Origin of the sequence: Couchioplanes caeruleus (genome assembly GCF_003751945.1) — a bacterium.
GTDB classification, from domain to species: domain Bacteria; phylum Actinomycetota; class Actinomycetes; order Mycobacteriales; family Micromonosporaceae; genus Actinoplanes; species Actinoplanes caeruleus.
Genome location: NZ_RJKL01000001.1, coordinates 6753809 through 6767390, shown reverse-complemented (window position 1 = coordinate 6767390; position 13582 = coordinate 6753809). Strand labels below are relative to the sequence as shown.

13 protein-coding genes are annotated in these 13582 nt (G+C 72.1%); 3 read left to right on the top strand and 10 right to left on the bottom strand.

Going from position 1 to position 13582, the window contains the following annotated elements; all coding sequences use genetic code 11:
• Positions 1-34 precede the first annotated feature (34 nt).
• Together EDD30_RS30335 and EDD30_RS30330 are read left to right on the top strand one after the other, a co-directional pair.
• The gene (locus EDD30_RS30335; protein WP_071807552.1) at positions 35-1342 is read left to right on the top strand and encodes a sensor histidine kinase; all 1308 of its coding nucleotides are present in this window, start codon (positions 35-37) and stop codon (positions 1340-1342) included.
• A 74-nt stretch (positions 1343-1416) separates the two neighbouring features.
• Positions 1417-2061 carry a response regulator transcription factor gene (locus EDD30_RS30330; protein ID WP_244945660.1) on the top strand — a complete coding sequence of 215 codons (645 nt, stop codon included), beginning with the start codon at positions 1417-1419 and terminating at the stop codon, positions 2059-2061.
• Between the two features lie 37 nt (positions 2062-2098).
• Here EDD30_RS30330 and EDD30_RS41005 read toward each other — a convergent pair whose 3' ends face one another.
• From EDD30_RS41005 to allB, 5 genes are all read right to left on the bottom strand, one after another.
• Positions 2099-3463 carry a protein-L-isoaspartate O-methyltransferase family protein gene (locus EDD30_RS41005; RefSeq protein WP_244945454.1) on the bottom strand — a complete coding sequence of 455 codons (1365 nt, stop codon included), beginning with the start codon at positions 3461-3463 and terminating at the stop codon, positions 2099-2101.
• A gap of 261 nt (positions 3464-3724) precedes the next feature.
• Complete coding sequence (locus EDD30_RS30320) at positions 3725-4894, bottom strand: aminoglycoside phosphotransferase family protein (protein ID WP_071807406.1); 1170 nt, start codon at positions 4892-4894, stop codon at positions 3725-3727.
• 134 nt (positions 4895-5028) lie between these two features.
• Complete coding sequence (locus EDD30_RS30315) at positions 5029-5628, bottom strand: dihydrofolate reductase family protein (RefSeq protein ID WP_071807407.1); 600 nt, start codon at positions 5626-5628, stop codon at positions 5029-5031.
• A gap of 114 nt (positions 5629-5742) precedes the next feature.
• Complete coding sequence (gene alc, locus EDD30_RS30310; protein WP_071807408.1) at positions 5743-6744, bottom strand: allantoicase; 1002 nt, start codon at positions 6742-6744, stop codon at positions 5743-5745.
• The gene (allB, locus tag EDD30_RS30305) at positions 6744-8057 is read right to left on the bottom strand and encodes an allantoinase AllB (RefSeq protein ID WP_071807409.1); all 1314 of its coding nucleotides are present in this window, start codon (positions 8055-8057) and stop codon (positions 6744-6746) included. Before allB ends, alc begins: the two co-directional genes overlap by 1 nt.
• Before the next feature lie 210 nt (positions 8058-8267).
• Here allB and EDD30_RS30300 point away from each other — a divergent pair, with 210 nt between their 5' ends.
• Positions 8268-8888 carry a hypothetical protein gene (locus EDD30_RS30300; protein ID WP_123678590.1) on the top strand — a complete coding sequence of 207 codons (621 nt, stop codon included), beginning with the start codon at positions 8268-8270 and terminating at the stop codon, positions 8886-8888.
• A gap of 149 nt (positions 8889-9037) precedes the next feature.
• On the opposite strand, the gene EDD30_RS30295 is transcribed toward EDD30_RS30300, so the two are convergent.
• The 5 genes from EDD30_RS30295 to uraD form a co-directional block, all read right to left on the bottom strand.
• A complete protein-coding gene (locus EDD30_RS30295; protein WP_123678589.1) occupies positions 9038-10186 on the bottom strand; it encodes a DUF6986 family protein in 1149 nt (382 codons plus the stop codon).
• 1 nt (position 10187) lies between these two features.
• Positions 10188-11735 (bottom strand): malate synthase A, encoded by a 1548-nt coding sequence (gene aceB / locus EDD30_RS30290; protein ID WP_071806541.1) that lies wholly within the window; start codon positions 11733-11735, stop codon positions 10188-10190.
• Between the two features lie 154 nt (positions 11736-11889).
• Positions 11890-12750, bottom strand: a complete 861-nt coding sequence (pucL, locus tag EDD30_RS30285; RefSeq protein WP_071806542.1) for a factor-independent urate hydroxylase — start codon at positions 12748-12750, stop codon at positions 11890-11892.
• Between the two features lie 3 nt (positions 12751-12753).
• Positions 12754-13104, bottom strand: a complete 351-nt coding sequence (gene uraH / locus EDD30_RS30280; protein ID WP_071806543.1) for a hydroxyisourate hydrolase — start codon at positions 13102-13104, stop codon at positions 12754-12756.
• The gene (uraD, locus tag EDD30_RS30275) at positions 13091-13582 is read right to left on the bottom strand and encodes a 2-oxo-4-hydroxy-4-carboxy-5-ureidoimidazoline decarboxylase (protein WP_084556543.1); all 492 of its coding nucleotides are present in this window, start codon (positions 13580-13582) and stop codon (positions 13091-13093) included. Before uraD ends, uraH begins: the two co-directional genes overlap by 14 nt.

Genomic DNA, 13582 nt, shown 5'->3' with positions numbered 1-13582 from the left:
GGGCCGCCGGCCCGCGTTCGCCTACGGTGACGCGGTGCCCATCGATCAAGCTCCGCTGCGAGCCCTCCTGAGCCGCCGCTACCTGGTCTCGGCCGGTCCCTGGCGGGCGTTCGCCTACATCCTGACCGCCCTGCCCATCGCGGCCCCGATCGGCGCCGTGACGGCGCTGCTGGCCCTGCCCTGGGTCACCGCCCTGGCCCGGCTCCCCGACGGCATTCTGCCCGACGGCGGGATGCTGGTCTTCATGTTCGTGTCGCTGGTGCTCTTCGCCGGCTTCGGCCCGCTCGTCGCGATCCCGCTGGCGACCGTCGAACGGGCCCGGATCGGCCTGATCGACCCGCGGCCCCTGCCGTCGCCGCACCCGCCGGCGCCGACGCGCCCGCTCGCCTGGATCCGCGCCCGCTACGCCGAGACGGCCACCTGGCGCGCACTGCTGTACGCCGCGTTCCTCGGCCTCGTCGTCCCCGCCACGTACGGTGCGTTCGGATTGCTCGTCCTGATCGACGTGGCATTCCTGACGAGCCCGTTCGTCGCCGGCACGGCAACGGCCGACATGACGGTCGGGTCGTTCACGGTGCGCTCACCCGGCCAGGCGATCCCGTTCACGTTGCTCGGCATGCTGCTGATCCCCGTACTCGGATATCTGTCAGGTTTGATCGCGACCGGTCAGGCCGCCACCGCACGTGCCCTCCTCGGCGACCGGGCCGGAGCCGCCCTGCGAGAGGTGGCGCAGTCACGGGCCCGGCTCGTGGACGCATTCGACCTCGAACGCCGCCGCATCGAACGCGACCTGCACGACGGCGCACAACACCGGCTGACCAGCCTGACCCTGCAACTGGGCCTGGCGCGTCTGGACGTACCCGAGGACTCACCCGCCGCCGGACCGCTCGCCCAGGCTCACGATCAGGCGAAGGAGCTGATGGTGGTGCTCCGCGACCTGATCTACGGAATCCGCCCGCAGGCACTGACCGATCTCGGCCTTCCGGCCGCGCTCCGCGAACTGGCCGGCCGATCGCCGCTCCCGGTCGCCGTGTCGGTCGCGGACGGGGTGATCCGGCCCTCCGAGCAGGTCGAGGGTACGGCGTACTTCGCGGCCTCCGAGGCGCTCGCCAACGTGGTGAAGCACGCCGGCGCCGGCCGGGCTGACATCCTGCTCGCCCGGGCCGGAGAGGCTCTGGTGCTGGAGATTCGCGACGACGGGCGCGGCGGCGCCGACCCGGCGGGCGGCACCGGCCTGACCGGGCTGGCGGACCGGGTCGCGGCGGTCGGCGGCCGGCTGCTGCTGGCCAGCCCCGAGGGCGGCCCGACCCTGGTACGGGTCGAGCTACCGTGTCGGGCATGACCAGGGACTCCGCCCGCGTTGCGGCCACAGGCGCCTCTCCCGGCGGAGATCTTCCCCGCGGTGCTTCTGCCGGGGTGACGCGGGTGGTGATAGCCGAGGACGGTCTTCTGCTGAGGGAGGGGCTGACCGGCGTGCTGGCCCGCTTCGGCTTCGAGGTGGTCGCGGCGGTCGGCGACGCCGAGGCGTTGATCGCGGCGGTCGCGGAGCACGCCCCGGACCTGGTGCTGACGGACATCAGGATGCCGCCGGGCTTCCGCGACGAAGGCCTGCGCGCGGCAGTCACCCTGCGCCGGGCACGCCCGCGGCTGCCGGTCGTGGTGCTCAGCCAGTACGTGCAGGACGAGTACGCGGCGGCACTGCTGGACAGCGGCTCGGGGGCCGGCGTGGGCTACCTGCTGAAGGACCGCGTGGTCGACGTGCAGGACTTCGTGGCGGCACTGCGCACGGTGGCAAGCGGCGGAACGGTCGTGGATCCGGAGGTGGTGCGCCGGCTGCTGCGCCGCCCCAAGGACCCCCTCGCCGCTCTGTCCTCCCGGGAGCGTGAGGTGCTGGCTCTGGTCGCGGAGGGCCACTCCAACTCGGCCATCGCGGCACGACTGTTCGTGACCGAGGCGGCGGTCGGCAAGCACGTCGGCAACATCCTCGCGAAGCTGGACCTGCCACCGGCCGAGGACACCAACCGGCGGGTGCTGGCAGTGCTCGCCTTCCTGCGCGCCTGACCAGCCCCCCGGATTTCTCTCATCGCCAGGTCGCGGGTCACTTGTCCAGTTCCCAGGTCGCCGGGCACCAGATGGGGGCGGCGGGGTCGCCGGTGAGGGCCAGGGTGATCCGCCAGGCGTGCATCGGCGGGCGGTTCGCCGACTCCCAGCGGTCGAGGATCTCGGTCGCCTCCGCCGCGTAGCGGGGTGCCTGGGCTCCGCTGGAGAGGACCGAGCCGTCGGGCAGGATCGCCGCCCCGCCCGTACCCGTCTCGTCGAGCAGGATCAGCGTGCTGCCGTCCCGTCCCGGCACCGCCGCGTGCGTGGCGCGGGTGCTCCACACGCCGGCCGCGTACCAGAGGTCGCGGTAGGCGAGAGAGTCCAGCGGACGGTCCCAGCGGGAGGGGGCGGCATGTCCGAAGGGAGCTAGGGAGTCCGCCGGAACGGGATGGGGATGCGAACGGGCGTGCCGGGCGGTGAGCGGGCCCGCCGCGGTCATGAAGCCCGACGGACACACGACCCGAGCCGTGACCGAGGCCGCGGCCGAACCTTCCACCAGACCCTGAGCCGCACCTCCCACCGAGCCCTGAGCCGCACCTCCCACCGAGTCCTGCACCGAGCCGACCGCCCGACCGGGCAGGCCGTGAACAGCCAGGACGGGGTGGGTGCCCGCATGTTCGACAGGCACGACGATCGGGCCGGACCGAACGACCGGCTCGTCCCCGGCACCGACCTGACCGGACCACCCAGCCGACTCTCTCCCGGCACCGACCGGGCCCGACCCTTCCCCGGCGCCAGGTAGGCCGGACCGAGCGGTCGACTCCTCCCCGACGGCACGTGGGCCGGCGTGGGCGGTGGCGTTGGTGAGCCGGCCGGGCTGGGCCTGTTCGAGCCAGGACGGGGACACGCCGGCGACCCCGACTGTCACGATCACGCCGTCGAAGCGCTCGCCCGGTGCACCCGCGTAGCCGTCGCCGGCGAGGAGGCGGACGCCCGCGATGCCGGTGCGGGCGAGAGCTGAGCGGGCTCGTTCGACCACGTCGGCCTGCACATCGACCGTGGTGACGCGGGCACCGAGCACGGTGAGCAGCGCGGCGTTGTATCCCGTGCCTGCGCCGATCTCCAGCACCCGGTCCCCCGGCTGGACGTCCAGAGCGGCCAGCATGATGGCCATGAGCGACGGCTGGCTCGAGGAGCTGACCGGTATCCCCGCCTCGAGCTTGGTGACCAGCACGTCGTTGCGATAGACGTCCTCGAGGAACCCCGCGCTGCCTGGCCGTGCCCAGGTGCCGTCACGCCGCTGGAAGCCGTCCACCACGAACGCCTCGCGCGGGACCGCGGCGAAGGCGGCCGACAGTTGCGGGCTGAGCGGCGCACCGTCGCGGCGGATCCGCTCGACGAAGCGACGACGCAGATCGGTCACGCCCTCCACCGTAGACGTGCCGGTTCCCGCCGCCGCACCGGAACCTTCCCATCCCACGCCCAGACGATCAGCCTGGCGATGAACGTCAAACTGCGCAACCGGCCGGACCCCACCACCGTCGCGCCTGACATCACCCCTTTCCGCGCAGAGCAAGGCGGGCGGACAGCGCCAATCGGACTGAGCGGCCCCCAGGAGGCCAGGAGAGGCGGGGTCGGGGGTCGCCACGCCATGAGAGGCGGAAGGCCGCCGGGCCGGGCGTCATCAGAGGCGGGCGGCGGACACCGCCGCGGCCAGCCGTTCCGGGACGTCCGCCTCGTGATAGGGCCGCTCACTCTCCTCGATCTGGTCCAGGAAGTCCTGGTAAACGGCCGCCGCCCGCAGCTCGGCCACCGGGCGGATCAGCGCCGCCGCGGTCTCCGCATCACAGCCCGGGGCGGCCTTCCTCCACCATCGCGCCCACTCCCCGATCAACGCCGCGGCCTCGGCTTCCGGCAGGTCCTGCGTCAGCCTCAGAATGTCGTACGCCGGGTTCGCCACGGCCGCGTCACCCCAGTCGAGAATGACCCGTCCCGCCGCCGACTCGCGCACGTTCCCCGGGTGCAGGTCGCCGTGGACGAGCGTGTCCGGCAGACCGCACGCGTCGATCGCGGCGAGCCGGGCCGGCAACTCCTCCATGAGCTCGTCCAGACCCTCGACGGTGTCCCGCCACGGCGCCGCCACCTGCGCCAGCCGGTTGTGGTTCCACCGCCGGTCGGGCACGCCGGCAGCGAGCAACTCGCTCACTCGGCCGGTGAAGTGGACCTGCACAGGGTGGAAGTCGCGCGCCACCTGGGCGCAGAACCACGCCTCCGCGCCATACCGGTCCTCTCCCGGCACGTGGGCGAGCAGGGAGCGTCCCGCGCCGTCGGCCGCGAGCACCTCCGGCACCAGTTCCGGCGCCGCCTCCGCGACGAGGCGCAGCAGCGGCGCCTCGTGCGCGAAGAACGCCGGTACCTGTTTCAGCCAGGCCACCGGCACGCCGCCGGCGTCGAGGCGCCAGATGCTCGAGAGGTTCCACGTACGCTGCTGCGCCGCCACGACATCGTCACGACCGAGCCGGCTCAACGCCCAGCGCAGCGACGCTGCCGGCCCACCGGGGACGGCCCACGGCGCGCGTAGCGGGGACTGATCGGTGCCCGGATCGTACGGTGTCAGCGGCGCCCCCACCGGCTCGCAGACCTGCGCCAGATAGCTGACCGGTCCACCCGGCGGCGCCGCCTCGCCGGCCGCGAGCAGGCGCAGCACCGTGACTCCTACGCCATGACGTGTCCTGGCCGCCTCCACCACGTCGGCGATCTCCTGCCACCACGGCAGCGCGACGTCGAAGGGTGGCAACGCGCCGAGCACGTCGCCGGCGCCATCGACGAGTACGAGAGTCACTGTCCGTCCCACGCGAGAGACCGTAGCGCTTGGAGGCACCCCGCGTCGGGGCCCCTGGGGACAACGCCGATGGCCGTGAGCGGGACTGTGGAAAACCCGCGGCGGCCGCCGGCGAGTGCAGTAGAAAATCCCCTGTGCAGAATCGACTAGGACCGTTCCCGGATCACCGGATAGGTGAGATGCGTGACGCCCTGACCGGCGACAACCTTGGGATCGCCCAGGCCCACAGGCGTCTTCGCCAGGCCGCCGAAGAACGGGATGCCGCTGCCCAGCAGCACCGGAACGAGCGACACCACGATCTCGTCGAGCAGTCCCGCGTCGAGGTACTGGCGGGTCAGCGTCGGCGTGGACACGGCGACGATCCGTTCCCCGGCCTCCTTCTTCGCGGCCTCGAGCGCGGCGAACGCGTCCGTGTAGAACGTGGTGTCGGAGTCCGGACGGGGCCACCCGTCCGGCACCGAGTGGCTCACCACGAAGACCGGCACGCCGAGCGGGTGCCGCCCGCCCCACCCGCCGGTCAGGTCGAAGATGCGCCGACCGGCGAGCAGCGCGCCGACACCGCCGGTCAGTGCCGGGCGCAGGTGCTCGGCGCTCGCCGGCGACACCTTGAACGTGTACTGCGGGTCCGCGGTCGGGATCTCGACGTCGCCGTTGCCGTACCAGCCGAAGAGCTTCCCGACACCGTCCTGCGGGTCCGCGACGAACCCGTCGAGCGACATCGACATGTCCGCGACAACTCTGGCCATGACCCTCACTCCTTCACTCCCCCGGACTTGCTTGCACCAGGGGGTCGGAGCCCGCGGCCGATTCTCTACACGGTCCGTGCCGCGGTTGCTCCGGGCACGTGCGCGCAGACCCGATCAGGTGGTCGCTTCGTACCGTGCGCGGAGCACCGCGTCGTCGGGACGTCCGTACAGTCGCAGCCGGGCCATGCCGCCGTCCGGGAAGATGTCGAGCCGGACGTGGGTGGCGACCGGCACCACCGGGACAGGGAAGCGGTGCCGGGTGTCGGGGCTCAGCCTGATCTGCGGCAGCAGCTCGAACCAGTCGTCCGGGTCGTCGAGCAGACCCGTACGGGTGTCGATCCCGCGCAGGGTCGCGCTGCCCGGCGCGTTGCCCTTGAAGTGGCTGGTGTCCAGCTCGGCGAGCTCGACGACGGAGGGCGCGGCGAGCTGTACCAGGACCCAGTCGTTGCCGTCGTCGCGGCGGCGGGAGGTCTCCCAGCCGTCGCCCATCGACCGGGCGAGCCCAGGGTTGATCATGTTCTGTGGATGCCCGTAGAACATATTGCTGCAGCTCGCGATGCGGGCGCCGTGCTCGGCCGCGGCGACGTCGATGACGGCAGGCAGCAGGCGGGGGTCGGGCACCACGTCGCCGTGCACGCGCAGGCGGGCCACGCCGCCGTCGGGGTAGATGGTGAGGCGAACGTGGGTGAAGCGCTGCCGCGAGTCCACGGCGTACAGATTCTGGCTGTCGCCCGCCAGCGGCGAGCGCGGCACCAACGGCACCCAATCCGCCTCGGCCAACTGCTTCGCATCCGGATAGCCGTCCAGCGCACAGCCGTCGACCGATGCGTACGGCGGGTAGTTGCCGGTGAAGAACGCCGTGTCGATGTCGACGCCGTGGACCACGCCGGGAGCGCCCAGCCGCACGATCGCCACGTCGTGGCCGGGCTCGCGGCGGCGGCGGGTCTCCCAGCCGTCGTACACCTGACCCTTGTGCCCGAAGGTCTGGGGTGCGAACACCGGGGTGGCCGGGTCGACCAGGTGGTCGGCGGCGGCGAAGAACTCGTCGTTGGCGTACACCACCCCACCGCCGAAGATGCGCGACGCAAGGTCGGGCAGGCGGGTGAACTCTTCCATCAGGAGACCTCCCGGATGAGGAAACGGCCCTGCGGGGCGTCGCCGTCCACCGCCCGGCCGCGCAGCCAGGTCGTGCGGACGACACCGCTCAGGGTCTTTCCCGCGTACGGTGTGACGGGGTTGCGGTGGTGCAGCCGCGCCGGATCGACCACGAAGGTGGCGTCCGGGTCGAAGGCGACGAGGTCGGCATCGCGGCCGACGGCGATCCGGCCCTTGCCGGTGAGTCCGACGAGGTCGGCGGGCCGGCGCGCCATCCAGGCGACCACGTCGGCGAGACTGTGCCCGCGATCCCGGGCGGCCGTCCAGACGACCGGCAGTCCTAGCTGGACCGACGCGATGCCACCCCACGCGGCGGCGAAGTCGCCGGTGTCGCGGCGCTTGAGGTCGGGCGTGCAGGGCGAGTGGTCGCTGACGACGCACGTGATCAAACCGTCGGCGAGGGCCGACCACAGTAAATCCTGGTTGGCGGCGTCGCGGATCGGCGGGCAGCACTTGAACTCGGTGGCACCGGCCGGGATCTCGGCCGCGTCGAGGGTCAGGTAATGCGGGCAGGTCTCGGCGGTTACCCGCACCCCGTCCGCCCGGGCCGCGGCGATCAGCGGCAGGGCGCTGGCGGCGGAGAGGTGCAGGATGTGCAGCCGGGCGCCGGCGGCACGGGCCGCCTCGATCGCGGTGGCGACGGCGTCATCCTCGGCACGCGGTGGCCGGGAGGCGAGGAAGTCCGCGTACGCGGAGGACGGCGCGGCCGCGTGCAGGTGGTCGGGGTCCTCGGCGTGGACGACGAACAGGGCCGGCACGGCGGCGAACGCCTCGGCGAGCTGGCCCGCGTGCAGCGGTGGAAACTCCGGGACGCCCGAGTCGGCCAGGAAGGCCTTGAAGCCGTACACCCCGGCGGCGTGCAGGGCGGGCAGATCGGAGGCGTTGCCGGGGATCGCGCCGCCCCAGAAACCCACGTCCACGTGGATCTTGCCGGCCGCGGCGTCCTTCTTGACGATGAGGGCCTCGGCGGTGACGGTCGGCGGGAGGCTGTTCAGCGGCATGTCGACGATGGCGGTGATCCCGCCCGCGGCGGCGGCTCGGGTGGCGGTGGCGAAACCCTCCCACTCGGTGCGGCCGGGCTCGTTGACGTGCACGTGCGTGTCGACCAGGCCGGGCAGCAGGGCAAGCTCGCCGAGATCGACGTCCTCGGCGGCGTCGACCGGCGCCTCGTACGCGTCGACGGCGACGATGCGGCCTCCGCTGACGGAGACGGCGGCCGGACGTTCACCGTCGGGGATGACGGCGCGGCGGGACCGCACTACGAGATCGACCATGGACCGAGCCTAACGGTCCCGGGTCCCCGGACGGCGACGTCACACGAAGCCCCCGCAAGAACACCTGAACCCACGCGGTTGTCGGGTTTCCGATCTTGGCGGCTCCGAGGGCCGACGGCCCTGGTCCGGTGCCGCTATAAAGGAGCTCGCCGAGCGCCTCCGGCGCGGCACCTGACCAGGACGGAGTCCCGCGACCCCATGACCCGACGCATGAGTTCCCGCAAGGTCGCGCTGAGTGCCGCGTTTCTCGCACTCGCCGCCGGTGGCACGGCCGCCTGCGACGCCTCCTCGGACGACGACCTGGACTCCTGGGGTTCCGCCTACAGCTCGGACTCGGGTGGCTACAGCGCCGACTCCGGCGGTGGCAGCTCGAACGTCGGCAACTCGCGCTCAGGCGGCGCCAGCTCCAGCGGGGCCAACTCCAGCACGGCCGGCTCCAGCTCCGACCTCTCCAGCTCCGACGGCTCCGACTCCGGCGTCGACGGCTCTGACTCTGATGACTCCGGCTCCGGCGACGGGTCTGACGGCTCCGGCTATGACGAGGTCTTCTACTGCGCCGATGAGAGTGGCGAGGTCGTGGACGAGGAGAACTGCGACGACCCCAGCTCGAGTTCGCCGTATTTCCTGTGGCATTCGCCGAACTACGTCCGGGGCTTGCCGCTGGGCACGTACCTGGATGGCGGCGACTACTTTCCGGCGGGTGACCGCACCGCTCGGCGCTCGTTCAATCTGCCGGTCACCGGCAAGGTCGGCAACGGCACCGTCAAGACCAACGTCGTGGGACGCGGCAGCGGCGGCTCCGGCATGAGCACCGGCATTTCGGGCGGCTGACCGGTCAGCGGCACCTGGGGGCGGCAGAGCCCAAGGCCGGGCGGCAGCAGCGGCAGCGGCAATAGAAGACCGGCAGCGGCGGCCCACGGCGACAGCGCGCAAACGGGCGGCGGGCGGGCGCGTCAGGGTGGTCTCGGGGTGGGCGGATTTCAGGTCAGGGCGGTGAGTTGCTCCCTGGTGAAGCCCACGGTGTCCAGGGCGCCGCAGTCGAGGCCGCGCAGCAGATAGCCGGCCAGGGCCCGGGCCGTGGCGGGTTCGTCGAGGATGCCGCCCGACTGGCGTTCCAGGTAGCGGCGGAGCCTGAGGGCGGCCGCGTCCACCCCGTCGGCGAAAAAGGCGTAGGTTGCCGCGAAGCGGGTCGGCAACTGCGCCGGGTGCAGGTCCCAGCCCTGGTAGAAGCCTCGTTCCAGGGAGCGGCGCACCAGGCGGTAGTGCAGCGCCCAGCCGTCGTGGACGGCGACGTCGGAACCGACCGGGAGGATGTTGGTCGACCCGTCGCTGAGCCGGACGCCGGTGCCGGCCGCGGCGGCCTGGATGACCGCCTTGGCGTGGTCGGCGACCGGGTGGTCCATGGATTGGTAGGCCGCCGCCACGCCCGCCGCGGCGCTGTAGTCGTACGTGCCGTAGTGCAGGCCGGTGCAGCGGCCGTCGGCTGCCGAGATGAGCCGGGCCACGGTGGCGGTGCCGTCGGCGCCCAGCACCGCCGCCGGGAGCTCGATCTGGATCTCGAAGCGCAGGGCGCCGGCGCCCAGCCCGTACGCGTCCTCGAGCCGCTGACAGAGCGTGACCATGGCGGCGACCTGGTCGGGGCCGCTGACCTTGGGCAGTGTGACGACGAACGGCTCCGGATACAGCGAGAGCCACAGGTCGAGCGTGCGCAACGCGCGGCGCCGCGTCGGTGCCTCCAGCGACTTGACCCGGATCCCCACGAACGGCGGCCGCGGCCCGTCGAGCAGCGCCGCGGCGGCCTGCTTCACCGCGGCGTCCTCCTGGTCGTCGTCGCGGACGCCGTAGCCGTCCTCGAAGTCGACGCGCAGGTCCTCGATCGGCTCGTTGGTGAGCTTGGCCCGGACCCGTTCCTCGAGCGCGGCGGGGAACGGCAGCGGCGGATGCTCGGCGAGCACCGCCAGCGCCCGCGAGCCCCACTCGCGGAAGCCGGCGATCCGGTCGGCGGGGATGTAGACCGTGTGCACCGGCTGGCGCCCGGCCCGCTCGCCCGGGTAACGCGCGCTGAGGAACGCGTCGTGGGCGGCGAGCCGGGCGTCGAGCGCGGCGTAGTCGTCGTCGCGGAGCCGCACGTCAGTCGATGGAGTCGTATGCGGCGGTCGTGAGGAAGTCGGCGAAGTCGTCCGCGAGCGCCACCCGCTCGAACAGCTTGCGGGCGTCGTCGAAGCGGCTCGCCGTCCAGGCCTCGTCGCCCAGGGACTGGCGGATCTTCACCAGCTCCTCATCCTCGATGCGGCCGACGAGCTCCGCGGTGATCGGGGTGCCGTCGTCCAGGCGGACGTCGTTGTGGATCCACTGCCACACCTGCGAGCGCGAGATCTCGGCGGTGGCCGCGTCCTCCATCAGGTTGAAGATGGCGACGGCACCGTTGCCGCGCAGCCACGCCTCCAGGTATTGCAGCGCGACGGAGACGTTGGACCGCAGGCCCGCCTCGGTGACGGCCCCGCCGGTGGCGGCCACGTCGAGCAGTTGGGCCGCCGCGACGTCCACGTCGTCGCGCCGCTTGCCGAGCTGGTTGGGCGCCTCGCCCAGCACCCGGTCGAAGATCTCCCGGCACACCGGCACGAGGTCGGGGTGAGCCACCCAGGAGCCGTCGAAGCCGTCGCCGGCCTCCCGCTCCTTGTCCTCGCGCACCTTGGCGAGCGCCACCTCGTTGACCGCCGGGTCGCGACGGCTCGGGATGAAGGCGGCCATGCCGCCCATCGCGAACGCGCCGCGCCGGTGGCAGGTGGAGACCAGCAGCTCCGTGTACGCCCGCATGAACGGCGCGGTCATCGTCACGGACGCCCGGTCGGGCAGCACCATGGCCGGGTTGTCGCGGAAATACTTGATGATGCTGAACAGGTAGTCCCAGCGGCCGGCGTTGAGCCCGGAGATGTGCGGGCGCAGCGCCCACAGGATCTCGTCCATCTCGAAGGCGGCCGGGATCGTCTCGATGAGCACGGTCGCGCGGATGGTGCCGACGGGGATGCCGAGCGCCTCCTGCGCGTAGGTGAAGACGTCGTTCCAGAGCGCGGCCTCGTGGTGCGACTCCATCTTGGGCAGGTAGAAATACGGCCCGCTGCCGCGCGCGATCAGCTCGGCGGCGTTGTGGAAGAAGTAGAGCCCGAAGTCCACCAGGGCGCCGACGGCCGGCTCGTCGTCGACCGGCAGGTGCCGCTCGTCGAGGTGCCAGCCGCGGGGACGCATGACGATCGTCGGGTAGGGCCCGTCGCCGAGCTCGTAGGTCTTCTTGTCGGTCTCGAGCCGGATCGTGCGCCGGATCGCGTCGTAGAGGTTGCGCTGGCCGTCGACGACGTTGGCCCAGTGCGGGGTGTTCGCGTCCTCCAGGTCGGCGAGCCACACCTTGGCGCCGGAGTTGAGCGCGTTGATGGTCATCTTGCGCTCGGTGGGTCCCGTGATCTCCACCCGCCGGTCGGTGAGATCGGCGGGGGCGGGCGGCACCGTCCAGTCGCCGGAGCGGATCTCGGCGGTCTCGCTCAGGAAGCCCAGCGACCCCCCGGCGGCGATCTCGGCCCGGCGCTGGGCGCGACGGGCCAGCAGCTCGTCACGGCGGGGTCGGAACCTCCGGTTCAGGTCGGCGACGAACGCCACGGCCTCGGCGGAGAGGATCTCGGTCACGGGCGGGAACTCCCTTCACGTCTGACTCCCCGTACCGTATCGGTCGGGGACGCCGCGCGCGCCCGAGCTGTGGACAACCCGGAGCACCGCGCGATGATCACTGACGATTCCCGACCGGGCGCCGCGAGTCAGGACCTGGGGGGTGCGAAGTGGGTCACAGATACCACTCCGTGGGAGCCGGCGGTACGTCGTCGCGGGTGACCGTGCCCTCGATGAGGCCGTACGGGCGGTCGCCGGCGATGAAGACCTCGCCCGGGTTCTCCAGGTCGAACGGGGACAGGTCAACCAGGTAATGGTGCTTGTTGGGCAGCGCGAGGCGGATCTCGGCGATCTCCGGGCGACTGTCCAGCACCCGCGTACCCATCGAGAACAGCGTCTGCTGCAGCGAGTAGCTGTACGTGTTGACGAACGCGTTGACGAGTGCGTCCTTGGCCTTCTCGAAGGACTCGCCCCACGCGGCGGTGTCCGAAAGATGCCGCCAGCGGGCGTCGACCGCCGTGGCCAGGATCCGGTCCGTCGCCTCGGGCAGGGTCGTGTAGCGGTCGCGGGGGAAGCCGTGGAACTCCGAGGCCGTCGAGTTCAGCAGCACGAAGTCCTTGAGGCCCGACACGACCTGGGTGAAGTCCTCGCTCACCGTGACCACGCACAGCCGGGTGAAGTCTCCCTTGCGCCGGAACGAGTGCGGGCCGAGCCGCTCCCAGCCGTACGCCTCGATGCTCACCCGGGCGGACGAGACCTGGGGCTGGGTGCTGACGAAGTGGCGGCCCAGCCGCAGCGCGAACGCCTCGGGCTCGCCGACGCCGTGTTCGCGGGCGAACGCGTACACGGTGTTCTTCATCGTGTCGGTGGGCAGCACCCCGGAGTTGTCGCCGGTGAGATGGGTGGCGGAGAGGTCGCCGGAGAGCGCGACGCTGACGTTCAGGTCTCTCAGGCCGTGGGTGTCGCCCTCGCGCGTGACGTGCACGAGCCGGGTTTCCGCCTTGCCGTATCGGTTGGGTCCCAGCACGAACGCCACGCGTCAGCTCCCTCGGTAGGTGGTGTAGCCGTAACGGCTCAGCAGCAGCGGCACGTGGTAGTGCCGGTGCGGGTCGTGCACGTGGAAGGCGATCGTGATCTCCGGGAAGAACACGTCCTCGCCGAGGTAGGGCTCGACCTGGAAGACGAGCCGGTAGCCGCCCGCCCGCCAGTCGTCGGCCGCGATCTGCGGCTTCAGCCGGCCGTCGCCGTCCGTACGGCCGTCGGCCAGCGGCCGCCACTCGCCGGCGTCCTGGCGCTCCAGCCGCACCTGCACCTCGCGCGCGGGCTCGCCGGTGACCGTGTCGAGGACGTGGGTGGAGATCTTCGCGACGAACTGCTCATCCGAGCCCATCGAGCAACCTCTCCAGCCGCAGCAGCGCGATCTTGCGCAGTTCCCCGGCGACGATGGGCCGCTCGGTTTCCTCGTCGTGGTCCAGGCGCTCGCGGGCCGCGGCCAGGATCTCCTCCTGCGTCTTTCCGCTGGCGAAGATGAGGAAGACGTGCCCGAACCTCTCCTCGTACGCCCGGTTGGCCTCGATCAGCTCCGGCGAGGGGCCGCCGGTCGCGGCCGTGGACTGCTCGCGGCGCGACCAGGCCGCTTCCTTCGAGTCGCCCTGGGCGCGTTCCCCGATGCGGGGATGCGCGGACAGCCCCGCCAGCACGTCGGGCCAGCTCAGCTCGCGAGCCGCGGCGTCCGCCGCGGACAGCAGCGCGGCCCGTGACGGGTACGGCCGGCCCGCCGCGACCGTGGCCGCCCAGGCCGGGACGGCGCAGACCGCCAGCAGGTCCGCCTCCAGAACATCGGCGGGCAGGGAATTGAACGCCTCCAC